The sequence below is a fragment of the Jatrophihabitans sp. genome, from assembly GCF_035474675.1.
Taxonomy (GTDB): Bacteria; Actinomycetota; Actinomycetes; order Mycobacteriales; family Jatrophihabitantaceae; genus Jatrophihabitans_A.
This window is the reverse complement of record NZ_DATINC010000142.1, coordinates 1-24,322: the sequence shown is the minus strand read 5'-3', so window position 1 is coordinate 24,322 and position 24,322 is coordinate 1. Positions and strand designations below refer to the sequence as shown.

The 24,322-nt window shown below is 71.8% G+C and carries 24 protein-coding genes; 17 read left to right on the top strand and 7 right to left on the bottom strand.

Annotated features, from left to right (window positions below; translation table 11 throughout):
* Positions 1-17: 17 nt before the first annotated feature.
* From VLJ82_RS16720 to VLJ82_RS16690, 7 genes are all read left to right on the top strand, one after another.
* Entirely contained in the window at positions 18-596 is a 579-nt protein-coding gene (locus tag VLJ82_RS16720; protein ID WP_408664503.1) for a YqgE/AlgH family protein, read from the top strand.
* A 116-nt stretch (positions 597-712) separates the two neighbouring features.
* A complete protein-coding gene (locus tag VLJ82_RS16715; RefSeq protein ID WP_408664502.1) occupies positions 713-2,197 on the top strand; it encodes an MFS transporter in 1,485 nt (494 codons plus the stop codon).
* Positions 2,198-2,264: 67 nt separating this feature from the next.
* A complete protein-coding gene (locus VLJ82_RS16710) occupies positions 2,265-2,771 on the top strand; it encodes a universal stress protein (protein ID WP_408664501.1) in 507 nt (168 codons plus the stop codon).
* Between the two features lie 137 nt (positions 2,772-2,908).
* Positions 2,909-4,156 (top strand): hypothetical protein, encoded by a 1,248-nt coding sequence (locus VLJ82_RS16705; protein ID WP_408664500.1) that lies wholly within the window; start codon positions 2,909-2,911, stop codon positions 4,154-4,156.
* A gap of 112 nt (positions 4,157-4,268) precedes the next feature.
* Entirely contained in the window at positions 4,269-5,534 is a 1,266-nt protein-coding gene (locus VLJ82_RS16700) for a hypothetical protein (RefSeq protein ID WP_408664499.1), read from the top strand.
* A gap of 322 nt (positions 5,535-5,856) precedes the next feature.
* The gene (locus VLJ82_RS16695) at positions 5,857-7,167 is read left to right on the top strand and encodes a hypothetical protein (RefSeq protein ID WP_408664498.1); all 1,311 of its coding nucleotides are present in this window, start codon (positions 5,857-5,859) and stop codon (positions 7,165-7,167) included.
* Between the two features lie 37 nt (positions 7,168-7,204).
* On the top strand, positions 7,205-7,375 hold the full coding sequence (locus VLJ82_RS16690) for a hypothetical protein (protein WP_408664497.1): 171 nt from the start codon (positions 7,205-7,207) through the stop codon (positions 7,373-7,375).
* A 37-nt stretch (positions 7,376-7,412) separates the two neighbouring features.
* Here the strand turns inward: VLJ82_RS16690 and VLJ82_RS16685 are convergent, their stop codons facing one another.
* The 4 genes from VLJ82_RS16685 to VLJ82_RS16670 all read right to left on the bottom strand — a co-directional run bounded on the left by VLJ82_RS16685 (position 7,413) and on the right by VLJ82_RS16670 (position 10,126).
* The gene (locus tag VLJ82_RS16685) at positions 7,413-7,946 is read right to left on the bottom strand and encodes an N-acetyltransferase (RefSeq protein WP_408664496.1); all 534 of its coding nucleotides are present in this window, start codon (positions 7,944-7,946) and stop codon (positions 7,413-7,415) included.
* Complete coding sequence (locus tag VLJ82_RS16680; protein ID WP_408664495.1) at positions 7,943-8,221, bottom strand: DUF1778 domain-containing protein; 279 nt, start codon at positions 8,219-8,221, stop codon at positions 7,943-7,945. The genes VLJ82_RS16685 and VLJ82_RS16680 overlap by 4 nt, the downstream gene beginning before the upstream one ends.
* Before the next feature lie 154 nt (positions 8,222-8,375).
* On the bottom strand, positions 8,376-9,488 hold the full coding sequence (locus tag VLJ82_RS16675) for an inositol-3-phosphate synthase (protein ID WP_408664494.1): 1,113 nt from the start codon (positions 9,486-9,488) through the stop codon (positions 8,376-8,378).
* A gap of 83 nt (positions 9,489-9,571) precedes the next feature.
* A complete protein-coding gene (locus VLJ82_RS16670; protein WP_408664493.1) occupies positions 9,572-10,126 on the bottom strand; it encodes a PadR family transcriptional regulator in 555 nt (184 codons plus the stop codon).
* 167 nt (positions 10,127-10,293) lie between these two features.
* On the opposite strand from VLJ82_RS16670, the gene pip reads away from it, so the two are divergent.
* The 4 genes from pip (at position 10,294) to VLJ82_RS16650 (ending at position 17,363) form a co-directional block, all read left to right on the top strand.
* Positions 10,294-11,256 (top strand): prolyl aminopeptidase, encoded by a 963-nt coding sequence (gene pip / locus VLJ82_RS16665; RefSeq protein ID WP_408664492.1) that lies wholly within the window; start codon positions 10,294-10,296, stop codon positions 11,254-11,256.
* A gap of 258 nt (positions 11,257-11,514) precedes the next feature.
* Positions 11,515-13,872, top strand: coding sequence for a transglycosylase domain-containing protein (locus VLJ82_RS16660; protein WP_408664491.1), 2,358 nt, complete (start codon positions 11,515-11,517; stop codon positions 13,870-13,872).
* Positions 13,873-13,963: 91 nt separating this feature from the next.
* Positions 13,964-15,490, top strand: coding sequence for a glycosyltransferase family 87 protein (locus tag VLJ82_RS16655; RefSeq protein WP_408664490.1), 1,527 nt, complete (start codon positions 13,964-13,966; stop codon positions 15,488-15,490).
* A gap of 100 nt (positions 15,491-15,590) precedes the next feature.
* The gene (locus VLJ82_RS16650) at positions 15,591-17,363 is read left to right on the top strand and encodes a proline--tRNA ligase (protein ID WP_408664489.1); all 1,773 of its coding nucleotides are present in this window, start codon (positions 15,591-15,593) and stop codon (positions 17,361-17,363) included.
* Positions 17,364-17,417: 54 nt separating this feature from the next.
* Here VLJ82_RS16650 and VLJ82_RS16645 read toward each other — a convergent pair whose 3' ends face one another.
* Genes VLJ82_RS16645 through VLJ82_RS16635 form a run of 3 tightly spaced genes read right to left on the bottom strand, consistent with a single transcriptional unit; the run spans position 17,418 to position 20,056 of the window.
* Positions 17,418-18,209: a deoxyribonuclease IV gene (locus VLJ82_RS16645; RefSeq protein ID WP_408664488.1), complete on the bottom strand. Its 792-nt coding sequence runs from the start codon at positions 18,207-18,209 to the stop codon at positions 17,418-17,420.
* 33 nt (positions 18,210-18,242) lie between these two features.
* Positions 18,243-19,532, bottom strand: a complete 1,290-nt coding sequence (locus tag VLJ82_RS16640) for a DUF4232 domain-containing protein (protein ID WP_408664487.1) — start codon at positions 19,530-19,532, stop codon at positions 18,243-18,245.
* The gene (locus tag VLJ82_RS16635; RefSeq protein ID WP_408664486.1) at positions 19,529-20,056 is read right to left on the bottom strand and encodes a SigE family RNA polymerase sigma factor; all 528 of its coding nucleotides are present in this window, start codon (positions 20,054-20,056) and stop codon (positions 19,529-19,531) included. Before VLJ82_RS16635 ends, VLJ82_RS16640 begins: the two co-directional genes overlap by 4 nt.
* A gap of 201 nt (positions 20,057-20,257) precedes the next feature.
* Here VLJ82_RS16635 and VLJ82_RS16630 point away from each other — a divergent pair, with 201 nt between their 5' ends.
* From VLJ82_RS16630 to VLJ82_RS16605, 6 genes are all read left to right on the top strand, one after another.
* Positions 20,258-21,334: a hypothetical protein gene (locus tag VLJ82_RS16630; RefSeq protein ID WP_408664485.1), complete on the top strand. Its 1,077-nt coding sequence runs from the start codon at positions 20,258-20,260 to the stop codon at positions 21,332-21,334.
* A 212-nt stretch (positions 21,335-21,546) separates the two neighbouring features.
* Positions 21,547-21,888 (top strand): 30S ribosomal protein S6, encoded by a 342-nt coding sequence (gene rpsF, locus VLJ82_RS16625; protein WP_408664484.1) that lies wholly within the window; start codon positions 21,547-21,549, stop codon positions 21,886-21,888.
* Positions 21,888-22,376: a single-stranded DNA-binding protein gene (locus VLJ82_RS16620; RefSeq protein ID WP_408664483.1), complete on the top strand. Its 489-nt coding sequence runs from the start codon at positions 21,888-21,890 to the stop codon at positions 22,374-22,376. The genes rpsF and VLJ82_RS16620 overlap by 1 nt, the downstream gene beginning before the upstream one ends.
* 53 nt (positions 22,377-22,429) lie before the next feature.
* The gene (rpsR, locus tag VLJ82_RS16615) at positions 22,430-22,666 is read left to right on the top strand and encodes a 30S ribosomal protein S18 (RefSeq protein ID WP_311423422.1); all 237 of its coding nucleotides are present in this window, start codon (positions 22,430-22,432) and stop codon (positions 22,664-22,666) included.
* A 12-nt stretch (positions 22,667-22,678) separates the two neighbouring features.
* Positions 22,679-23,125, top strand: coding sequence for a 50S ribosomal protein L9 (gene rplI, locus VLJ82_RS16610; RefSeq protein WP_408664482.1), 447 nt, complete (start codon positions 22,679-22,681; stop codon positions 23,123-23,125).
* A 642-nt stretch (positions 23,126-23,767) separates the two neighbouring features.
* Positions 23,768-24,322, top strand: a 555-nt coding sequence (locus VLJ82_RS16605) for a DnaB-like helicase N-terminal domain-containing protein (RefSeq protein WP_408664481.1), incomplete at its 3' end; no start/stop codon positions are given.

Here is a 24,322-nt window from a genome sequence, read left to right as displayed (position 1 = left end):
TGGTGCAGGATGTAACGGTGACCGCCGAACCAAGCTGGCAGTTGCCACCCGCTGCCCACCGCCTGCTGATCGCCGCGCCGTCGCTGGCCGACCCCGAGTTCTTCCGCACCGTGGTGTTCCTGATCGAGCACGACGACACCGGCACCGTCGGGGTCATCATCAACCGGCCGTCGCACACCCCGGTCGGGCACATCCTGCCGGACTGGCAGGAGGCGATGAGCGAGCCGTCCGTGGTGTTCAACGGCGGGCCGGTGCAGCGCGACGGTGCGCTGGGCCTGGGCCGGCTGTCCAGCTCCGCCGACGCCGGGCACGGCCTGCGGGCGGTCAGCGGCGGCCTGGCGCTGGTCGACCTGGACGCCGACCCGGCCGACGTGGTGGCCGGCGCCGCCAGCCTGCGGGTCTTCGCCGGCCACGCCGGCTGGTCGGTCGGCCAGTTGGAAGCCGAGATCGCCGCCGGCGGCTGGTTCGTGGTGGCCGGCGGCCTGGACGACGTCTTCTCACCGCACCCCGGCACCCTGTGGCGCGCCGTGCTGCGCCGCCAGCCGGCCCCGCTGTCGCTGCTGTCGACGTTCCCGGTGGACGTCGGGCTGAACTGAGGCGCACCGCAGAACATGGGCAGCTGCCCGGTCCCGGCTGGCCGAACATGATCCACTGGTGCTAGGAAGGAATTGCCGACTGAGCACACAGTCGCGCCCGAGGTGAAGGGGCGACCGTGTCCGCGACCGAAGTCGACAGCGCACCACAACCCGTCCGCAGCCTGGTCCCGGCCCGGCTGGACCGGCTGCCGTGGTCCCGGTTCCACTGGATGATCGTGGTCGGCCTGGGGGTCTCCTGGATCCTGGACGGCCTGGAGATCCAGATCGTCTCGCAGGCCGGCTTCGCCGACGACCTGGGACTGAGCAGCGCCGACGTGGGGGCGCTCGGCTCGGTGTACCTGGTCGGCCAGATCGTCGGGGCGCTGTTCTTCGGCCGGATCACCGACCGGGTCGGCCGGCGCAAGATCTTCCTGCTGACGCTGGCCATCTACCTGATCGGCAGCGGGCTGGCGGGGCTGTCCTGGAACCTCGGCGTGCTCGCGGTGTTCCGGTTCGTCGCCGGGGTCGGCATCGGCGGAGAGTACTCGGCCATCAACTCCGCCATCGACGAGCTGATCCCGTCGCACTACCGCGGCCGGGTGGACATCGCGATCAACGGCACCTACTGGGGTGGCGCGGCGATCGGGGCGGCGGCCAACCTCTACCTGCTCTCGGACAGCTTCCCGTCGCAGAGCTGGGGCTGGCGGATCGGCTTCTTCATCGGCCCGGTGCTGGGCCTGCTGATCATCGGCCTGCGCCGCCACATCCCGGAGAGCCCGCGCTGGCAAATGACCCACGGCTACCAGGACGAGGCCAACGCCACCGTCGACCAGATCGAGGAACACGTCCGTGCCCAGGGCCGCGAACTGCCCGAGGTGGACGAGCGCAAGGCCATCGACATCGTGCCGCAGCGCTGGCTGCCGCTGAGCCAGCTGTTCAAGATCCTGTTCCGGGTCTACCCGCGGCGTACCGCGCTGGGCTTCTTCCTGATGGCCACCCAGGCGTTCCTGTACAACGCGATCTTCTTCTCCTATGCCCTGGTGCTGCAGCACTTCTTCCACGTCTCCAAGGCACACACCAGCTACTACTTCCTGCCGTTCGCGTTCGGCAACCTGCTCGGCCCGCTGATCCTGGGACCGCTGTTCGACACCGTCGGGCGCCGCAAGATGATCTCGGGCACCTACCTGCTGTCCGGGGCGCTGCTGGCGGTGTCGGCCTGGCTGTTCGGTGGCGGGCACCTCAACGCCACCACCCAGACCATCCTGTGGTGCGTGATCTTCTTCTTCGCCTCGGCCGGGGCGTCGTCGGCGTACCTGACCGTCAGCGAGATCTTCCCGCTGGAGCTGCGCGGCCAGGCGATCGCGATCTTCTTCTCCATCGCGCAGGGCTTTGGCGCGATCGCCACCTCGCTGTACGGCCACCTGATCGGCGGGGCGAACAACGCCAACCCCGACCGCGGCCCGCTGACCTTCGGCTACTACCTGGGTGCCGGGGTGATGATCCTGGGCGGGGTGGTGGCCTTCTTCCTGGCGCTCAACGCCGAGCGGCAGTCCCTGGAGGACATCGCCGACCCGCTGTCCAAGGCGCCGTCGGCCGGCGGGCCGGCCACCGCCACCGTCTGAGCCGGATCGTCCGAGCGGGCCCGGCGCCTGTCCTGGCGCCGAGCCCGTGCCAACCCGAGGAGCGACGATGGATCTGACCAGCCCGATCGTGGTCGGCGTCAGCCGGCGTACCGGTTCGGTGGAGGCGGTGCGCTGGGCCGCGGCCGAGGCGCAGCTGCGCGACTGCGCGGTGCTGGCGGTCACCGCCTGGCGCGGGCCGCGCCCGCCGGCCGCACCGGGAGGCCGTCCGGGCATGCTGCCGCTCACCGGCGAGGACGCCTTCGCCGAGGAGGAGCAGCGGCTGGGCGACCGGCTCGCCGAGCACTTCGGCGGCGACCTGGCCGGGATGCGGATCAGCTACAGCCTGCGGCGCGGGACGGCGGCGGCGGTGTTGCTGCAGGCCGCGGTCGGCGCCCAGTTGCTGGTGCTGGACTCGCCCCGGTCCGGCAACTTCAGCGTGCTGCCCAAGAGCCTGATCGCCCCGCAGGTGGTGTTCAGGGCGCCCTGCCCGGTGGTGCTGATGCCACCGCCGACCGACTCGGCCGCCGACGTGCTGCCGACCGGAGGCCTGACCGCCGTACCGGACCCGGTCTGAGCAGACCGACCGGCCGGATTCGGTGTCCGGCGGCCGTGACCGGACTGCAATGCAACCGGTTACCGTGCTGCGCGTCTTCTGATCGCGGCACAGCCGACCATCCGGGTCTGCTCCCCGCAGCTGAGGAGCGGAAAACCATGCGCAAGACTGCTGTCCTTCTCGCCGGCGCTTCGCTGATCGCCGGCCTCGTCACGGCCACCCCGGTAGCCCATGCCGCGTCGTCCGGCCCGGCGCTCGCCGCCGACACCGCTGGCAGCTACCAGCCCCTCCCCCCGAAGCGGGTGCTCGACACCCGGTCCGGCGTCGGAGGGTTCAAGGGGCTGCTGAACCCCGGCCAGACGGTGACCGTCAACCTGGTCGACGCCATCCCGGTGCTGACCAGCGATGTGTCCGCGGCTGTTATCGACGTCACGGTGCCCGCCCCCGCGCCCGCCGGCTCGCTCTCGGTGTACCCGAGCAGCACCGGCTGGGACGGCCGGGTCACCATGACACTGACTGGCGGCGGCAACATCCAGCAGCAGCTGACCGTCACGCTGAGCCCCGGCGGTGGCATAACGATCCGCAGCAACGCCGCCAAGCCCACCAACGTCCTGGTCGACATGCTGGGCTTCTACGTCGCCGGCATCCCCGCGCTGCCCGGCCGGTTCGCCTACGCGAACGCCCGGGTGCTCGACACCCGCAAGGGGATCGGGGTGCCGAAGGCGAGCATCGGCGCGGGCAAGAAGGTGACGCTGGCGCTCGCCGGCCGCGACAGGGTGCCGGCCGCCGGGGCGAGTGCCGTGGTGGCCGACATCGCGGTGCTCTCGGCGCACACCACCGGGCAGCTGGTGATCACCGACGGCGACAGCACCCGGGCCACCACCCCGCTGCGGTTCGTCGGCGACTGGGAGAGGCCGCAGACCATGCAGACCGAGCGGGTGGTCAAGCTCGGCAGCAACGGCACCCTGACCTTCACCAACACCAGCGCGAGCAGCATCGACCTGGTGGTGGACGTCTTCGGCTACTTCCTGCTCGGGACGGTCAGCACCGAGGGCAGCTACGTCCCGCAGGTACCGCACGCGCTGAACTCCGGCCAGAGCATCGACATCTACAGCAACGCCGGCTTCTACCGCGCCGTGACCGGGGTGCCGGCCGGCCAGACCGGCGCGGTGAACCTGGTGACGGCCACCGACCACCCGGCACAGCCGGCGGCGATCAGCATCCGGAACCTGGACACCACCGTCTGGAACCGGGCGCCGCAGGTGTCGTCCTCGGCGCTGCTGCAGCCCACCGAGCTCACCGTCGGCCAGGGTCCGCACAGCGCCGTCGCGCTGTACAGCATGACCAACACCGAGGTGCTGGTGCACATCTACGTCACCGGCTACTACTTCCACGTGGCCGGTTGATCCCAGCCGGCCGGAACGTCCCGGTGAGCAATGGAATGCCCGCGTCAGGTGTCTAGCTGGGTGAGGCCATCCTCGGCCGTCGGGGGTCGAGGCCGGCAGCTGGGAGCGTGTCATGCACCGGGTATTCGCAGTCCTCGCAGGTTGTTCGCTGGCCGCCGGGTTGCTGGTGGCGCCGGCCGGCGCAGCTGCCCCTGGCGCACCGGCCGCCACCCAGGCCGCTTCCACTGGTGCCGGCAGCTTTCTACCGGTCGAGGGCAACCCGGTCCGGGTGCTCGACACCCGGACCGGGCTGGGCGGCCGGTCGGGCGCGGTCGCGCCCAGGCAGACCGTCACCGCCCATGTCGGTCTGGCGGGGACGCCGGCGGCGCTCGTCAAGGTCACGGTGCCCGGCAACGCCCCGGCCGGCTCGCTGTCGGTGTATCCCAGCGGCACCGTCTGGAACGGCCACGTGACCATCTCGCTGGTCGGCGGCAGCACCATCAGCCAGCAACTGAACGTCAAGCTGGGCGCCGACGGCGGGATGACCATCCGCAACAACTCGGCCACCGCCGTGCACCTGATCGTGGAGAAGCTGGGCCACTACAAGGCCGGCACACCCACCGGGATCGGCACCTTCGTCGCCCTCGACTCCCGGATCCTGGACACCCGGGCCGGCAGCCCGCTGGCGCCCGGCGGCCGGCTCACCCTCGCCCTGCCCGGCCGCGGCGGCATCCCGGCCGCCGGCGCCGGCGCCGTGGTGCTGAACATCGCGGTGCTGTCGGCACGCGCCACCGGCCTGCTGAGCATCATCGACGGCGACGGCAGCCAGGCCACCCTGCACATGCGCTTCCTCGGCAACCGGACGGCGCCGCAACCGATGCAGACCGAGCGGATCGTCAAGCTGGGGCCGGACGGCAGGCTCACCTTCGGCCAGTCCAGCACCGCCGGCGTCCACCTGGTCGTCGACCTGATGGGGTACTTCCTGCGCACCAGCGACGACGGCCCGTACCCGAACGTCTACGAGGGCCGCTACCAGGCGACCAGCCCGAGGGCGCTCAGGATGCCGTTGCCGAGCACCGCGACGCAGCTCCGGTTGGACGGGCACCGGCCGCTCTCGCCGCGCATGCCGTTCTACGACTTCGGGACGCTGGCCTACACCGTCGTGCTCTCGCCCGACCAGCCCAGCCAACCGACCCTGCTCGGGCTCTACGACGTGGGAAGTCCCTGGACCCCCACGGTGACACTGTCCTCGACGGCGGCCCGCCAACCCAGCGAGTCGACCGTCCACGAGAGCTTCGAGGGCGCACCCACCCTGGTCAACCTCTCCACGGCGCAGACGACCTACCTGCACGGCTACCTGACCGGCTACTACTGGTACCTGCACTGCGTGTCCTGCTGACCTCGCCGACAGCCGGGAGCGCATCCTGCGCAAGGTGTGCGTAGCGGCGGCGGAGCAACCTTCGGCTCGTCCCGAGTGTCGTGTTGGTGAGGGCTGACCGAGGTCGTCCCCGGCCGGGAGCCCGACACCTCCTGGAGCGTGTCCGATGCACAACCCCTGCGTGTGCGGGGGCTGACTCGCCCGGCAGCCGGGGAGCGCATCCTGCCAGGGGCCGCCGCTTCCCTGGCCGGGGGTGCCCCGGTGCAACCGAATTGCCGTCCGGGGTGTCTAGCGGGTAAGGCCCTCCTCGGCCGTCGGCCGAGCCGGCAGCTAGGAGCGTGCCATGCCCCGAATCCTCGCCACCCTCGCCGGTTGTTCGCTGGTGGTCGGCCTGCTCGCGGTACCGTCCGCCGGCGCCCAGCCACGGACCGTCAGCCGGCCGGCGGGAGCGAACCGGTTGAACCTCGCCCACAGCCCCGGCAGCTTCCAGCCGATCCATCCCCTGCGGGTGCTCGACACCCGGTCCGGCCTGGGCGGCACCCGGGGGACGGTGCGGTACGGCGGCACCGTCACGGTCAACCTGGCCGCGGTCCGTCCGGTGCCGGCCGACCCGGTGTCGGCCGCGGTCATCGACGTGACGGTGCCGGGCTTCGCCCAAGCCGGGTCGCTGTCGGTCTACCCCAGCGGGACCTCCTGGGACCACCGGGTGACCATGTCGCTGGCCGGCGGGGGCGGCGTGGTCACCGCTAGCTGCAACGTCAACTGCCCGGACAGCTGGTACACCATCCAGCAGCAGCTCACGGTGCGGCTGGGCAGTGACGGTGCCATCACGATCCGCAGCGACAACAGCGGCGTGTTTCTGGTGGTGGACGTGCTGGGCTTCTACGTGGCCGGCGTCCCCAGCCAGGCGGGCATGTTCGCCCCGCTGCACTCCCGGGTGCTCGACACCCGTACCGGCCAGCCGTTGGCTGCGGGCCAGAAGATCACCCTTACGTTGCCCGGCCACGGCGGCATCCCGGCCGGCGGAGCGGGCGCCGTGGTGTTGAACATCGCCGTGCTGAAGGCGCACGTCGCCGGCCTGCTGGGCGTCACCGACGGCGACGGCAGCCTGGCCACCCGGATCCGGTTCCCCGGAGACCCGGTGTACCAGAACGGGCTGATGCTGGACCCGCGCGCCATGCAGGCCGAGCGGGCGGTGAAGCTGGGCCCGGACGGCACCCTCACCTTCAGCCAGTCCAGCAGCACGCCGATCCACCTGGTCGTCGACGTGGTCGGGTACTTCCTGCCGGGCGCCGTCACCCAACCAGGCGGTTTCGTCGCGACCGGTCCGCAGCCGCTGAACGCCGGGCAACGGATCGTGCTGACCGGCCGCACGCCGGTGGACCTGCCGGTCACCGGGATCCCGGCCGGGCAGGTTTCCGCGTACGACATCGTGGTGTCCAACGACCGGCCCTGGCAGCCGGCGCTGCTCGGGTTGACCGACGCGGACGGGCCGTGGCGGGGCTCGGCGACCGTGTCGTCCTCGCCGGCCCTGCAGCCCAGCGAGCTCACGGTGCCGGCCGGCGGCACCGACACGGTGACGGTACGCAACCTCTTCTCCGCGCCCAGCACCTGGCTGCACGCCTGGCTGACCGGCTACTACCTAGGTTCCTGATCCAGCCCCATACTGGGCAGGACGAGGGAGGTGTCCGATGCGCCTTCGGTTCTGGCAGCGGCGCTCCGGTCGGCAACAGGCGCTGGACGCGCTGGCGGCGCTGCGCCGCAATCGGCTGCTCAAACCCGGCAGGCCCCGGACGCCGGGTTCGGTCAACGACGAGTACTGGGCGATCCAGGCCGGACTGGGTGGCTACGGCACGCCCTGAAACACCGGCGCGGCCCCTCGGGACCGTTCGCCGCGGCTCAGAACCTGGTAGCCAGCGTGGCGGTGATGTCCTTGGTCAGCAGGTACAGGTCCAGATTCGCCCGGTCCGCTGCGTCGAACGGCTCGAAGCCGAACCGTCGCCACCACGTGAAGGCCGCCGGGTTCAGCGCCGTGACCACCACCGCGCGGCAGGCAGCCTTGAAGTTGAGCTCGGCAGCGGTCGCCAGGATGTGCGCCACCATCTGGGTGCCCAGGCCCCATCCGGCGAGGCGGCCATCGGTAGCCAGCCGTCCCACCAGCAGGGCGGGTACTCGGGCCGGCGCGCCCTTGGCGAGGGCCGGCGGGCTGGCCGTTCGCTCGACGGACGTCATCGAGAGCGTGGCGTAGCAGGCGACCCGGTAGCCGCTGTCCGCGATCACCCACACTGCCGCGGTGTTGCCGCGCCGGTTCTGGCCCGCGTACCGGTGCAGCCATTCATCCAGCGACGGATCGCCGCAGGCGAAGCCTTCGCGCCGGTGCTTGTCAGGATCCAGCAGCGTCGGCCGGTAGAACTCCACCTCAGCCGAGCTCAATCAAGCCAGTCGAACTTCGCCGGGCGCTCCAGTGCGGCGGCCAGCCGCTCGTTCACCCGCGCCGGGCGGTTCAGCGCTTCGGTGAACGCGGCCGCGGCGGCCGGGGAGAGGTGGATCTCCTGACGCTCGGCGAGCACTTCGTCCGCGGCCCGCTGGGCGGCCTGCAGGACGAAAGCCGTGACGCTCAGCCGTGCCTCGGCGGCGGCCTCTTCCAGCCGGTGCTTTGAGGCGGCGTCGACCCGGAGTTGCAGCCGGTCGTCCTTGCCCACCACCATGTACTCACAATGGCAGTACAAGGTGGTCCTCGTCAAGACTCCCGCTTCGGGCTGGGCACTCGACCCGCTGCCGGCCTCCCCAGCGCCTACGTCGGCTGGGGCGGCCCCGAGAACCCGTGGGTCTTCGGGGCCGCCTGTCAGCCGGTGAAGCGGCTCAGCGCTCGACCTCGCCGCGGATGAAGGCCTCCACCTTGGCCCGCGCGGTCTCGTCGTCGTACTGCTCCGGCGGGGACTTCATGAAGTAGCTCGACGCCGACAGGATCGGGCCGCCGATGCCCCGGTCCTTGGCGATCTTGGCCGCCCGCAGCGCGTCGATGATGATGCCGGCCGAGTTCGGGGAGTCCCAGACCTCGAGCTTGTACTCCAGGTTCAGCGGCACCTCGCCGAACGCGCGGCCCTCCAGCCGGACGTAGGCCCACTTGCGGTCGTCCAGCCACTGGACGTAGTCCGACGGGCCGATGTGGACGTTGCGGGCGCCCATGTCGTGCTTCAGGTTCGAGGTGACGGCCTGGGTCTTGGAGATCTTCTTCGACTCCAGCCGGTCGCGCTCGAGCATGTTCTTGAAGTCCATGTTGCCGCCGACGTTGAGCTGGTAGGTGCGGTCCAGCACCACGCCGCGGTCCTCGAAGAGCTTGGCCAGCACCCGGTGGGTGATGGTGGCGCCCACCTGGGACTTGATGTCGTCGCCGACGATCGGCACGCCGGCCGCGGTGAACTTGTCCGCCCACTCCGGGGTGCCGGCGATGAAGACCGGCAGCGCGTTGACGAAGGCCACTCCGGCGTCGATCGCGCACTGGGCGTAGAACTTCGCCGCCTCCTCCGAGCCGACCGGCAGGTAGCAGATCAGCACGTCGGCCTGGGTGGCCCGCAGCGCGCCGACCACGTCCACCGGCTCCTCGTCGGACTCGACGATGGTCTCGCGGTAGTACTTGCCCAGCCCGTCCAGGGTGTGGCCGCGCTGCACCGGCACGTTCAGCGGCGGCACGTCACACAGCTTGATGGTGTTGTTCTCCGAGGCCACGATGGCCTCCGACAGGTCCTGGCCGACCTTCTTGGCGTCCACGTCGAAAGCGGCGACGAACTGGATGTCGCTGACGTGGTACGGGCCGAAGGTGACGTGCATCAGGCCCGGGACGGTGGACGACGCGTCGGCGTCACGGTAGAAGTGCACGCCCTGCACCAGCGAGGCGGCGCAGTTGCCGACGCCGACGATGGCCACGCGGATCGGGCCGCCGTGGGAGCCGTCCTGGTTGTGTTGCGAACCCATCGGGTTCCTCCTTGTTGTTGGCGCCGCCCCTGGCTGGTTCCTTAACTGGGCGTGGCGGTGTCTGTTCTGCACTTGTCCGTCGGTCAGGGGGCCGAGCCCGGCCCCCGGCGTTCGGTTTCGATCAGTTCGGCCAGCCAGCGGACCTCCCGGTCCGCCGACTCGAGGCCGTGTTCCTGCAGCTGCAGGGTGTAGCGGTCCATCCGCTCGCGGGTGCGGGCGAGGCTGGCTCGCAGGCCGTCGGCCTGCTCGGTGATGCGTTGCTTGCGGCCTTCGAGGATCTGCAGCCGGACGTCGGCGCGGGTCTGGGCGAAGAAGGCCAGCCGGGTGCCGAAGCCCTCGTCGTCGTAGGCCTCCGGGCCGACCTCGGCGAGCAGCGCGGCGAAGTGCTCCTTGCCCTCGGCGGTCAGCCGGTAGACCCGCTTGCCGCGCCGGGACCGGGTCGCGAACCCGCCGGCGGGTTCCTCCAGCGGCGCCGCCTCGTCGATCCAGCCGGCCTCCTGCAACCGCCGCAGCGACGGGTACAGCGAGCCGTAGGAGAACGCGCGGAAGGCACCGAGCAGGCTGGAGAGCCGCTTGCGCAGCTCGTAGCCGTGCATCGGCGACTCACTGAGCAGTCCCAGGATGGCGATCTCGAGCATCCGCGTCCCTCCCCTCCACCTGCGGTTCAGCGGTCGTTCACCACGATATATCGACACGATACATCAGTTCGATGCATCGGCCACACCGACTCGGCACGCACGGAGTTGCGCGTCCCGGCCGGCGCATACCCGCGGCCCGGTGCCGCCGCCGGGGTAGCGTCGCCGGCATGCCCGAGCACCCGTACCCGCCGATCGAGCCGTACGACACCGGCATGCTGGACGTCGGCGACGGCCAGCGGATCTACTACGAGCAGTGCGGCAACCCGGCCGGCAAGCCGCTGGTGATGGTGCACGGCGGCCCGGGCGGCGGCTGGTCGCCCGGCTCCCGGCGGATGGCCGATCCCGCCGCGTACCGGATCGTGCTCTACGACCAGCGCGGCTGCGGCCGCTCCACGCCACACGCCGCCGACCACGGCACGACGCTGGCCGCTAACACCACCAGCCACCTGATCGCCGATCTGGAACGGCTGCGCGAGCACCTGGGCGTCGAGCGCTGGCTGGTTTTCGGCGCCTCCTGGGGGACCACGCTGGGCCTGGCCTACGCCGAACAGCACCCCGAGCGGGTCACCGAGCTGATCCTGGTCGCGGTCGCGCTGACCCGCCGGGTGGACGTCGACTGGCTCTACGGTGGCCTGCGCCGGTTCCTGCCCGAGGAGTGGGCCCGCTACCGGGACGCGGTGCCCGAAGGGCTGCGCGACGGCGACCTCACCCAGGTCTACGACGAGCTGCTGAACTCGCCCGATCCGGACGTCCGGCAGCGGGCGGCCGATGCCTGGATGGCCTGGGAGGACGCGGTCGTCAGCCTGGACGCTGGAACCGCCGGCCCGTCGGCCAAGCGGGCCGACCCGCGCTACCGGCTGGCCTTCGCCCGGCTGTGCGCGCACTACTTCTCACACGGCGCGTGGCTGGCCGAGAACCAGCTGATCGACCAGGCGCACCGGGTGCACGGCATCCCGGGCATCCTGGCGCACGGCCGGTTCGACCCGCAGGGCCCGCTGGAGGCCGCCTGGCAGCTGGCCCGGGCCTGGCCGGACGCCGAGCTGGTGATCGTGGAGAACGCCGGGCACACCTCGCCGGCCATCGGGCAGGCCATCGTGGCCGCCACCGACCGGTTCCGGCCGGCCGGCTAGGTCCCGCCTCAACCCGCTACCGGCTTGCCGCAAGTCGAGGAGTACCGCGGGCATTCTCCGGTGTGGGCTGTGAGCTTGGTCGAACCGGGCCGCGGGCTCACCCGGTTGGTCCGGCTTTGCCGGCTCCGCCGGCCCCGGCCTGGCAGGGCTTCGCTTCCGCTCGCCGTACTCTTGCCGTTAGTTCAGGTGCGGGCTGCACGTCGCCGCACTGAGAAGCAGTGCTGAGCAACGAGCACGCCGAGCAAAAGGAGTCGCTTCGTGGCGGGTACCTCCGCGTCCGGATCCCGTTCCGTTCCGTCCGGCCCCGGCAAGGGCGGCAAGGGCGGCGGCAGGCACGGCGCGGACGCCAAGGGCCAGCCGGGACGCTGGAAGAAGCGCCGGGCGGCCAAGAAGCGCCGGCTGGCCGCGATGAGCCGGCGCAACCGGATCCTGCGCCGGGTCGGCCTGGCGGCCACCTGGCTGCTCGGCCTGCTGGCGCTGATGATGAGCGTGCTCGCGGTGACCATGTACTCGGTGGCCCACGTGCCGAGCCCGGCCGAGCTGCAGACCAACCAGTCGGCCATCGTGCAGTACGCCGACGGCTCGACGATGGCGACCATTGACGGCGGCGAGAACCGGACCATCGTGGCGCTGGACAAGGTGCCGGTGCACGTCCGGGACGCGGTGATCGCCGCCGAGGACCGCGGCTTCTACTCCGAGCCCGGCATCTCCATCAAGGGCACCCTGCGGGCGGCGGTCAACGACATCCGGGGCGGCTCCACCCAGGGCGGCTCCACCATCACCCAGCAGTACGTCAAGAACGCCTACCTCAACTCCGACCAGACGCTGAGCCGCAAGCTCAAGGAGCTGGCGATCTCGCTGAAGCTGAGCCGGCAGTACTCCAAGGACGAGATCCTGGAGAGCTACCTCAACACCATCTACTTCGGCCGCGGCGCCTACGGCGTCGAAGCCGCCGCCAAGGCCTACTTCGGGGTCTCGGTGGGCAAGGTCAGCGTCGCCCAGGGGGCGCTGCTGGCCGCGCTTATCAAGTCGCCGGAGTACTACGACCCGGCGGTCACCCCGGCGGCGGCCAAGGCCCGCTGGCAGTACGTGGTGGACGGCATGGTGAGCACCGGGAAACTCAGCCAGGACCAGGCCGCGACGCTGAAGTTCCCGACCACCATCAAGACCCGCAACACCAGCTCGGTGCTGGACGGCCCGCTCGGCCTGGTCTGGCGGCAGGTCAAGTCCGAGCTGCGGGCCGACGGGGTGGACCCGGCCACCATCAACACCCGCGGCCTACGCATCCAGACCACCATCGACCGGGGCGCCCAGGTCGCCGCGCAGGACGCCATCAAGGAGACCTACGCCAACCTGACCGAGAAGCAGAAGAACCTGCGCCCGGCGCTGGTGGCGGTCAACCCGGACACCGGCGCCGTGATCGCCTACTACGGCGGCCCGAACGGCGCCGGGCTGGACTACGCCCAGTCCTGGCGGCCACCGGGCTCCAGCTTCAAGCCGTACGTGACGGCCACCGCGCTCACCCAGAACCTCAAGGGCGTCAAGCCCGCCTACACCATCCAGTCGGTGTTCGACGGCTCGTCCCCGCAGACCATCGACGGGCTGCCGTTCGAGAACGACCCGACCGACCCCGACTTCGGCTCCTACACGCTGCGCAAGGCGACCACGCTGTCGCTGAACACGGTGTTCGGGAAGCTGACCTCGCTGGTGGGGCCGGACAACGTGGTCAGGACCGCCCGCGCGATGGGGATCCCGGCCACCGAGACCGACACCGGCGCCAACCCCGGCGCCCCGACCCTGATGCGCAACGGCCACCCCGACCCCTACGTCGGGATCGGCAACTACCCGGTCCGGATCCTCGACCAGGCGGTCGGCTACGCCACCCTGGCCGACGGCGGGCTGGTCCGGCCGGCCTACTTCGTGCAGAAGGTCACCGACTCCAAGGGCGACGTGGTCTTCGAGCACAAGGACAAGGCCAAGCGGGTACTGGACAAGCGGGTCGCCAACGACACCACCCTGGCGATGGAGGACGTCGCGCGGACGTCCGGGATCGCGCCGGCCGACGGCCGGCCGGTGGCCGCCAAGACCGGCACGGTGGGCATCCAGGACACCGGCAACTCCAGCGACGGCTGGACCGTCGGGTTCACCCCGCAGGTGAGCGCGGCGTCCTGGGTCGGCTCGGACAAGGTGGAACCGATCTACGACGCCAACGGCAACTCCGAGTACGGCCGGGACCTGGCCGGGCACGCCTGGCAGCGCTTCATGGACGGCTACCTCAGCGGCAAGCCGGTGCTGCCGCTGCCCACCACCCAGCAGATCGGGCAGCCGCAGCCGTCGCAGGCGCCCAGCAGCTCCAGCGCCACCCCGACGCCGACCGTGTCGAGCACGGCGCCCACCACCAGCGCACCGCCCAGCACCTCGGCGGCGCCCACCACCTCCGCGCCACCTACCACGTCGGCGCCGCCGTCCAGCTCGCCGAGCACCAGTTGCGGCCTGCCGATCTGCCCGTCCTCGCCGGGCCCGAGCGGCTCCAGCGCAGCGCCCAGCGGTTCCACCAAGGCCGGGGCGGGCCCCGCGGGAGCCACCCCCACCGGTTCCAAGAAGGCCGGGGGCTAGTCCGGCGGTGGCATTTCCCGGCGGTCGCTGGCCGCCGCATCCGGGCTCGGCGGCGTGACCGTGCCGAGCGGCGCGTGCGAGGATCGGCGGCGTGACCACGCCGCGCCGCGCCCCGACGGGCCTGCCGGTGGCTGACCCGGCCGCCGGTCCGGCCGCCGGTTCGGCAGACGACGAGGTGTGGCCACCGACCTGGGCCGACCGCACCGCCGCCCGGGCCAGCGGGCTGGTGGGCGGCCCGCTGGGTCGCTACGCCCGCCGCAACTCCGGCTGGTGGACGCCGCTGCGGGTGCTGCTGGCGTTCGGGGCGCTGACCCTGCTGCTGGGGTACGGGGAGAAGCTGCCGTGCGCGAACGGCCAGTGGGTGGCGTCCAAGCAGTACACCCACGCCTGCTACTCCGACGTCATCCCGCTGTGGGGGGCCGAGGGGCTGGCGTCCGGGGCGGTGCCCTACCGCGACCACGCGGTGGAGTACCCGGTGCTGACCGGCGGGTTCATGTGGCTCACCGCCGAGCTGACCCGGGGCTGGCACGCCCTGGCCGACGGCGGCCTGGTGCCGGGCTCGGACCAGGGCGTGATGTTCGGCGTGCTGACCTGCCTGCTGCTGGCGGTCTGCGGCCTGCTGGCGATGGCGGCCACCGCCGCCGCGGCCGGCCGCCGCCGGCAGTGGGACGCGGCGATCTTCGCGCTCAGCCCGCTGCTGGTCTTCCACGCCTTCTCCAACTGGGACCTGCTGGCGATGGCGTTCGCCTCCGCCGCGTTGTGGGCCTGGGCGCGCGGCCGGCCGGTGGCGGCCGGGGTGCTGATCGGGCTGGGGGCGGCCGCCAAGCTGTACCCGGCGCTGCTGTTCGTGCCGCTGGCGTTGCTGGCCTACCGCAGCCGCTGCTGGCGGCCGGTGTGGTGGGCCGCTGCCGCCGCGGCCGGTTCGTGGCTGGCGGTGAACCTGCCGGTGGCGCTGGCCTGGACGGCCGGCTGGAAGGAGTTCTACGCCTTCTCCGAGTCCCGGCCGGCCGAGGCCAGCACGTTCTGGGCGATGGCAAAGCACTACTTCCCGAACACCTTCGGCTCACCCGCCGACTCCGGCTGGACCCCGCCGGGCCTGGCGGTGGCGCTGTTCCTGCTGGCCGCCCTCGGCGCGGTCGGCTGGCTGGCGCTGACCACGCCGGTACGTCCCCGGCTGGCCCAGCTGGCCTTCCTGACGGTGACCGCGTTCCTGCTCACCACCAAGGTGTGGAGCCCGCAGTACTCGGTGTGGCTGGTGCCGCTGCTGGCGCTGGCCCGGCCGCGCTGGCGCAGCGCGCTGGTCTGGCAGTTCTCCGAGATCGCGGTCTGGATCGCCACCCTGCTCTGGCTGCTCGGCGGCAGCGACCCCAACAAGGCGCTGACGTACGAGGCGCTGACCTGGGTGCTGCTGATCCGGGACGGCTGCCTGCTGGTGCTGGTGGCGCTGATCGTGCGCGAGATCCGGCATCCGGAGCTGGATCCGGTCCGCTCGGCCACCGAGCCGGACCCCGGGGCCGGCGTGTTCGCCGGCGTGCCCGACCGGCCGCTGCCCACCGGCCGGGTCGCGCTGTCCGCCGGCCGGGTCGCGTCGGGCGACCGGCCGCCGGCCGGCGATTAATCCCGCGAGGACCGCCACCCCGCTTGGGTAACCTTGCCCGGTCGGCTCCCCGGGTTCGCCGGACCCCGCCGGCCCCGATCACGATCGTTTGGAGTTCTCCGTGCTGCTGCGGATGTCCACGCTGTTCCTGCGCACCCTGCGCGACGATCCCGCCGATGCGGAGGTGCCCAGCCACCGGCTGCTGGTGCGCGGCGGCTACGTCCGGCGGGTGGCGCCGGGGATCTACTCGTGGCTGCCGCTGGGCATGCTGGTGCTGGCCAACATCGAGCGGGTGGTGCGCGAGGAGATGGCCTCGATCGGCGCCCAGGAGGTGCACTTCCCGGCGCTGATCCCGCGCGAGATCTTCGAGGCCAGCGGGCGGTGGTCGGACTACGGCGACTCGCTGTTCCGGCTCGTCGACCGCAAGGGCGTGGACTACCTGCTCGGCCCGACCCACGAGGAGCTGTTCACCCTGCTGGTCAAGGGCGAGTACTCCTCCTACAAGGACTATCCGCTGGCGCTGTACCAGATCCAGACCAAGTACCGCGACGAGGCCCGGCCCCGGGCCGGCGTGCTGCGCGGCCGGGAGTTCGTCATGAAGGACTCCTACTCCTTCGACCTGACCGACGAGGGGCAGCAGCAGTCCTACCAGGCCCACCGGGACGCCTACGAGCGGGTGTTCAGCCGGCTGGGCTTCGACTACCGGATCGTGTTCGCGGTGTCCGGGGCGATGGGCGGCTCGGCGTCGGAGGAGTTCCTGGCCCCGACCCCGTCGGGCGAGGACACCTTCGTGCAGTGCACCAACTGCGACTACGCCGCCAACACCGAGGCGGTCGAGATCGCCGGCCCGCCTGCCGAGGAGGGCAGCGCCCACCCGGCCAGCATGGTGCTCGACACCCCGGACACCCCGACCATCGCGACGCTGGTGGACCGGCTGAACGAGCTGCCGCCGGCCGCGTTCGGGCTGGCCGAGGCGCCCGGGTTCAGTGCGGCCGACACCCTGAAGAACGTGGTGCTCAAGACCCGCCAGCCGGGCTCGTCGGACTGGGAGCTGCTGGTGGTGGGCGTCCCCGGCGACCGCGAGGTGGACATGAAGCGGCTGGCCGGCCAGCTGGAGCCGGTGGAGGTCGAGCAGGCCGGTCCCGAGCTGCTGGAGCACCGGCCGGAGCTGGTCAAGGGCTACATCGGGCCCCAGCAGCTGGCCGACCTCAAGGTGCGCTACCTGGTCGACCCGCTGGTGGTGCCGGGCAGCGCCTGGGTGACCGGGGCGAACTCCGAGGGCAAGCACGCCGCCTTCGTGGTGCGCGGCCGCGACTTCGAGCCGGCCGGTGAGATCGGCGCGGTGGAGATCCGCAACGGCGACCGGTGCGCCCGGTGCGGCTCGCCGCTGGAGATCGCCCGCGGCATCGAGCTCGGCCACGTCTTCGCGCTCGGCCGCAAGTACGCCGAGACCTTCGGCCTGACCGCGCTCGGCCCGGACGGCAAGCCGGTCACGGTGACCATGGGCTCCTACGGCATCGGCATCACCCGGGCGGTGGCGGCGCTGGCCGAGCAGACCCACGACGAGGCCGGACTGGTCTGGCCGCGCTCGGTAGCGCCCGCCGACGTGCACCTGGTGCCGACCGGCAAGGACTCCGCCGCCGCGGACGAGGCCGAGCGGATCGCCGCCGAGCTGACCGCGCTCGGCGTGCGGGTGCTGCTGGACGACCGCAAGGCCTCGCCGGGGGTGAAGTTCGCCGACGCCGAGCTGCTCGGGGTGCCGACCATCCTGGTGGTCGGGCGGGGCCTGGCCGACGGCCTGGTGGAGCTGCGCGACCGCCGCAGCGGCGAGCGCCGGGACGTTCCGGTGGCCGACGCGGTGAGCGCCGTGCACGCCGAGGTCTCCGGCGGCTGACCGGGTCCCCGGCTGGGTCGCGTTCCCGGCTGGGGCGCGGCCGGCCGGTGGGTGTCAGCCGGCCTTGTTGCGCAGGTAGCTGATGTCGTCGGCCTGCCCGCTCGCCGGGGTCTCGACCAGCACGTCGCAGCCGGCGGCCCGCACCACTGCAGCGATCGCTTCCGGCTCGATGAAACCGGTGCCGAAGTTGGTGTGCCGGTCGGCGCCGGAGTCGAAGGCGTCCCGGCTGTCGTTGGCGTGCACCAGGTCGATCCGGCCGGTGATCGCCCTGACCCGGTCGACGATGCCGGTCAGGTCCTCACCGCCGGCGTGCGCGTGGCAGGTGTCGAGGCAGAAGCCGGGCCCGTACTCGCCGATCGCGTCCCACAGCTGGGCGATCCGGTCCAGGTGCCGGGCCATCGCGGCGGTGCCGCCGGCGGTGTTCTCGATCAGGATCGGCAGCGGGAAGCCGCCGGCCTCGGCCTGGTAGGCGAAGGTCTTGCGCCAGTTGTCGATGCCGACCGCCGGGTCGTCGTTGGCGCCGACGTGCCCGCCGTGCACGATCAGCGCCTTGGCGCCGATCGCGGCCGCCGCCTCGGCGTGCTGGCTGAGGATCTTGCGGCTGGGCACCCGGATCCGGTTGTTGGTGGTGGCCACGTTGATCACGTACGGCGCGTGCACGTAGACCGTCAGGTCGCTGGCGCGCAACGCCGCGGCGTGCGGGTGCTCCTTGGGGGCCTTCCAGCCCTGCGGGTCGGCCAGGAAGAACTGGACCGCCGCGGCGTCGACCTGGGCCGCGTGGGCCAGCGGGTCGTCGGAGTGGACGTGCGCGCCGATGACGAGACTGCCGGACGTGGGATCGGACATGCGCCCAGGTTACGTCCGGGGGCTGACAGTCGGTCAGCCGGCAGCCTGCTGCTTGCCGGTGCCGCCGTAGACCACCGGGTGCACCTGCGGGCCGCACACCGTCGGCTGGTTGTCGAACCTCGAGGTGACGCTCATGCCCGGCGGGGTGATCACCACGCTCGCCATCGGGTAGCACGCGCCGGTGCCCTGCGCGGCGGTTGCCCACTCGACCACGGCCGAGCCGGTGATCTGCCCGAACAGCACCACCCGGGGCGGGTCGCCCGCGCTCAGCCCGCCCAGCGGTCCGGACGGCGTCCGGGCCGCCTCGGCCAGCGGCTGGCCGGCGGCGTCGAGCACGGACGCGCCCGGGTAGCCGGTCAGCGCGCAGGGCTCGTCGCTGGTGTTGGTGTAGGTCAGCAGCACCCCGGCGGCGGAGCCGTCCTGGCTGGCGTCGTGCGCACCGGTGACCATGAGCTGGCCGTCGGCGCAGGCCCGTACCGCGTCCTGCTGCGGGCCGGCCTCGAAGTGCCCGGAGTACCAGGTGTAGGTCTGGGTGAAGCGCAGGCTGCGCGCGTCCCGCTCGGTGTCGTAGCCGCTCTCGCCGAGGGTGACGGTGCCGGCGCCGACCTTGATCGAGGTGACCACGATCGAGCGCGGGTCGCCGGCCTGGTAGGCCAGCGTCTGCACCAGTTGCGGGCCGGCCGGGGAGTAGCGGAACACCTCGACCGGCCGGGGGCTGGAGTCGCCGGTCGCGCCGGCGCAGGCCACCGGCACCAGCCAGAGCGGCTCCGGCTCGCCGGCCACCGAGACGGACGGGGCGCCCATTCCGGGAACGTTGTCGACAAGGCCGGCCGGGCACAGCCCGAGGGTGTGCGGCAGCGTGGTGGCGTCCAGGCCGTGGAACCAGTCGGTCGGAGCCGACGAGGCCGCGCTCCGGCTCCCGCCGTTCTGGGCCGGGTTTCCCGCGCCGGCGCTGCGGGCCGGCGTGCCGCTCGCGCTGGCGGTGGGGCTGGCGCTGGGCGTGCTCCGGGCACTGGCGGTGCTGGTTCCCCCGGTCGGGGCGGGGCTCACCGGTCCGGTGCTGATGCTGCCGGCCGGCGGGGTGGGTGCGCGTTCGGCGCGCAGCGCCTGGCTGGCGGCGGTCAGGCCGAGCGCCACCAGCACCGCGGCCGCGGCCAGCAGCGGCACCGTCCAGGCGCGCAGGCCCCGCGACGGCAGGCCGCCGGAGTCCAGCGCCTCGGCGGCGAGCAGCACCCGGCGCCGGACCGGCCCCGGGTCCGGAGCGAGCCGTGCGGCGAACTGCAACTCCTGCCGGATGGCGGTGTCGAGTTCGTCGGGGGTCATCGGAGGTCTCCCTGGTAGTCGGAGCGGTCGTCGGTACCGGAGGCGGCGCGCAGCGTGCTCAGCGCCCGGCTGATCAGGCTGCGCACCGTGGTGGCGCGGCAGCCCAGCTCGTCGGCGACCTGCTGGTCGGACAGGTCGTGGAAGTAGCGCAGCACCACGGCGGCGCGCTGCCGGGGCGGCAGCGTGCTGAGCACCCGGCGCAGCTGGTCGCGGTCGTCGACCCGGCGGGAGAAGTCCGGCGCGGGCTGCCGTTCGGGCAGCAACTCGCTGATCCGCTCGCCCACCGAGGCGCGCCGCTGCTGGTTGAGGTAGCGGTTGATCAGGGACCGGCGGACGTAGGCGATCGGCGACTGCACCGCGGCCACCCTCGGCCACTGCGGGTACAGCGCCACCAGGGTGTCCTGGACCAGTTCCTCGGCCGCCTGCCGGTCGCGGGTGAGCAGGTAGGCAGTGCCGAGCAGCGAGGAGGTGCCGTCCTCCACGAAGCGCGCGAAGTCGACAGCCACCCGCGTGACGACCTCCATGTCAGCAAGACAACTCGGCCGTGCCAAACATTGCAGGCGAATGGCGGATATTTCTCCCGCCGATCGCGGGGTGCGCCGCCGGCGTGACCGATCGGGTTCGGCCTCGTTGATCCTCCCGTCGGGAAGCTGACGGCGACGGGCCGGAGCGGACGCGCTAACATGGTCCTATTCCGGACGTTTTCGCACTGACGGAGGGGTTGGATGAGACTGCGACGCATCGCCGGCGCCGCGGCCGCCGCGGCCGTGGTCTCCGGTGCCGGCCTGCTGCTGGCGAGCGGTCCCAGCGCGGCCACGCCGCCGCCGACGCCCGTCACCCTGGACGCGACCGGCATGTCCTCCTCGTCCTGCCCGCTGCCGCTGAACGGCTCGATCGCGCTGGTCCCGGGCACCGCCGTGCAGTTCAAGCCCGGCGTCCTCGGAGCCCTGTCCAGCGAGAAGCTGACCATCAAGCCGGCTCCCAACTCCACCGACCCGAACAGCTCGGCCACCGTCGGCGTGCCGCTCACCGGCACCACCCCGATCACCTTCACCAGGGCCACCAGCTACGCCCTCAGCTGGCAGATCAAGACCGTCAACGTGCTGGGCGTCGTGGTGGGCCTCAATGACTACAAGGGCGAGCTGGTGATCTCCAGCACCGTTTCGAACTGCCAGGTGGCCGTGCAGGTACCGGTGCCCAGCGTGTCGGTCCCGGTGGTGCCGAGCCCGATCACCAGCGCGATCAACGGCGCGGTCAGCAGCGCGGTGGGTGGCGTGAACGGCGTGCTCAGCCCGATCAACAGCGCGCTGCCGCCGGTGCCGACCCTGCCCGCGGTCCCGGGGCTGCCGGGCGCCCCCGGCCTGCCGGGCACCGGCACCTCGCCGGGGGTGAGCACCTCGCCCGGCGCGGACGTGCCCGGCACCAGCTACCAGCCCAGCGACCCGACGGTGGCCGACCGGACCGTGCCCAAGGGCTACGGCAACGGCAGCGGCCAGGGCGGGGTCTACGTCCCGGTGACCGGTTCGGGCGGCGGCTCGAGCGGTGCCGGCGGCCAGGCTGCCACCGGCAACGGTGCCCAGGCCGGCAACTCCGCCGCCTCGCCGGCCGTCAAGTCCGGTGGCTCGCCGCGGACCGTGGAGCTGGCCACCAGCCGGCCCCGCTCCGCGCTCGGCGCGCTGCCCACCCTCGCGGTGATCCTGGCCATCCTGGCGCTGTCCGGGGCGACGGCGTCCTATGCCCGTACCTTCCTGCTGCAGCCGGCCGAGGTGGCGGCCAAGGGCCCGGCCAAGCCGCGCGGCTGAGCCGGCGGTCCCCGCGGGCGACGCGGACTCCGCGCCGATTTCGCTCCCGCGGCGGCAGCCGGTAGCCTGGTCAGGTTGCAGTCTGGGCGCGGAACGTCAGGTGTTCCGTACCCCGCCGGTCCCGCCAACGTGGGGTGCCGGGCAGGCCGCTTCATCCTCCTGCCACGGACCGTCCGTGGCCGCATGAGTCCACAGGAGGCTGGGTTACTCCCATGCGCCATTACGAAGTCATGGTCATCCTCGACCCCGAGCTGGACGAGCGGACCATCGCTCCGTCCCTGGACACCTTCCTCTCCGTCATCAAGAAGGACGGTGGCACGGTGGAGAAGGTCGACATCTGGGGTCGCCGCCGGATGGCATTCGAGATCAACAAGAAGCCCGAGGGCATCTACGCCGTCATCGACCTGACCGCGGAGCCCGCGTCGGTGATCGAGCTGGACCGGCAGCTGAACCTCAACGAGTCGGTGCTGCGCACCAAGGTGCTGCGGCCGGCCGCGCAGAAGGCCAAGTCGGTCAAGGCCGAGGCCAAGCGCACCGCGAAGAAGTCGGCCTGATGGCCGGCGAGACCGTCATCACCGTCGTGGGCAACCTGACGGCCGACCCGGAGCTGCGGTTCACCCCGTCCGGCGCCGCGGTGGCCTCGTTCACGGTCGCCTCCACGCCGCGCAACTTCGACCGCCAGACCAATGAGTGGAAGGACGGCGAGGCGCTGTTCCTGCGCTGCTCGATCTGGCGCCAGGCAGCGGAGAACGTCGCCGAGTCACTGCAGCGCGGCATGCGCGTGGTGGTCACCGGCCGGCTCAAGCAGCGCTCGTTCGAGACCCGCGAGGGTGAGAAGCGCACCGTCATCGAGCTCGACGTCGATGAGGTCGGCCCGTCGCTGCGCTACGCCACCGCCAAGGTCAACCGCACCCAGCGCGGCTCGTCCGGCGGCGGTTTCGGTGGCGAGAGCTCCGGCGGCGGATCGATGCCGGCCGACGACCCGTGGGCCTCGTCCGGCCCGGTCTCGTCCGGCGGGTTCTCCGACGAACCGCCCTTCTAAGCCTGCCTTCCGCTAAGCCGATTCCGGCCTCAATCACTACGGAGTTTGTTTCCATGGCAAAGCCACCGCTTCGCAAGCCCAAGAAGAAGTCCAACCCGCTCAAGACCTCGCGCATCGAGGCGATCGACTACAAGGACACCGCCCTGCTGCGCAAGTTCATCTCCGACCGGGGCAAGATCCGCGCCCGGCGGGTGACCGGCGTGAGCACCCAGCAGCAGCGTGAGATCGCCAAGGCGGTCAAGAACGCCCGCGAGATGGCGCTGCTGCCCTACACCTCGACCGCGCGCTAAGGCAGGACGAACATGAAGATCATCCTGACTCGTGAGGTGTCCGGCCTCGGCGTGCCCGGCGACATCGTCGAGGTGGCCGACGGCTACGGCCGCAACTACCTGGTGCCGCGCGGCTCGGCGATCGCCTGGTCCAAGGGCGCCGAGAAGCAGATCACCCAGATCCGGCGGGCCCAGAACTCGCGGGAGATCCGCGGCCTGGACCACGCCAACGAGATCAAGGCCCAGCTCGAAGGGCTGGCCGTGACCCTCAAGGCCCGCGCCGGCGACGGCGGCCGGCTGTTCGGCTCGGTGACCGAGGCCGACGTGGCCAACGCGGTGAAGGCCGCCGGCGGTCCCACCGTGGACAAGAAGCGGGTGCACCTGCCCGGCCACATCAAGACCACCGGTTCACACACCGTCACCATCGAGCTGCACCCGGACGTGGTGGCCACCGTGCCGGTCACCGTCACCGGCAGCTAGCCCGCTTGCTCACCTGACCCCCGCACGGGCCGTTCCGACTGGCTCGCGCGGGGTCAGGGGTGCACCCTGCTCCGAGGACCCGGAACTCGCCTGCCCGAGGACCGGGCCCTCGGCATGCCCGGACACCGGTTGCCGAGGGTGTCCACTGGGTGCCGGCCTGCCCCAGTCGCCGGGAACTCCTCCGCTGGGCGGCCTGTCCAGATTCTGGGATCCGGTTCGCGCGACCTGTGGATATGTGGTAGCCGGGCGTAAGCAGCGTGTTACCGGACGGGCACGGTTCGGCGCAGTAGTAAACCGGGTGCTCACAGCGACCTGGGGTGCCAGCTTCTTCGAAATTACTTTTCCTCCACAGGCTGAGCACAAGCCAGCCCAGCAATCCCGGGCTTTGTAACCGCTTGCCGCGAGTTATTCACAGGGCTGTCCCCAACTCGTGAACATCAGCAGGCGGCGTTGCCCACACCATCCTCCACAGCTGGGTACACAGGCCGCGTTGCCCGGCCGGTCCGGGGCCCCTAACGTCAGCGCGGGCTCGGGGATCACCGCCAGTTCCGGCACTGAATTACAAAAGTGTCAGTACCTGCGCGTATCCCTGGTCCCATGGCTGAACCGCTGACCCATAAGCCCCAGACGATTGGCAACAGTGTGACTTCTGGTCCCGGGCTTCGCGCGATCGGTGATGCAGGCACTCCCAGCACCTCCGGCCCTAAGTTCGATCGCACCCCGCCGCAGGACGTCGAGGCCGAGCAGTCGGTGTTGGGCGGCATGCTGCTGTCCAAGGACGCCATCGCCGACGTGGTCGAGGTGCTGCGCGGCAGCGACTTCTACCGGCCGGCCCACCAGCTGGTCTACGACGCCATCCTCGACCTGTACGGCCGGGGCGAGCCGGCCGACGCGGTCACCGTCGCCGCCGAGCTGACCCGTACCGGCCTGATCGGGCGGGTCGGCGGCCACCAGTACCTGCACACCCTGATCGCCGGGGTGCCGACGGCCGCCAACGCCGGTTACTACGCCGAGATCGTCGCCGAGCGCTCGATCCTGCGCCGGCTGGTGGAGGCCGGCACCCGGATCGTGCAGATGGGCTACGGGGCGGCCAGCGGCGAGGGGATGGCCGGCACCGTCGACGACGTGGTGGACCGGGCGCAGGCCGAGATCTACGAGGTGACCGAGCGGCGCACCAGCGAGGACTACGTCCGGATC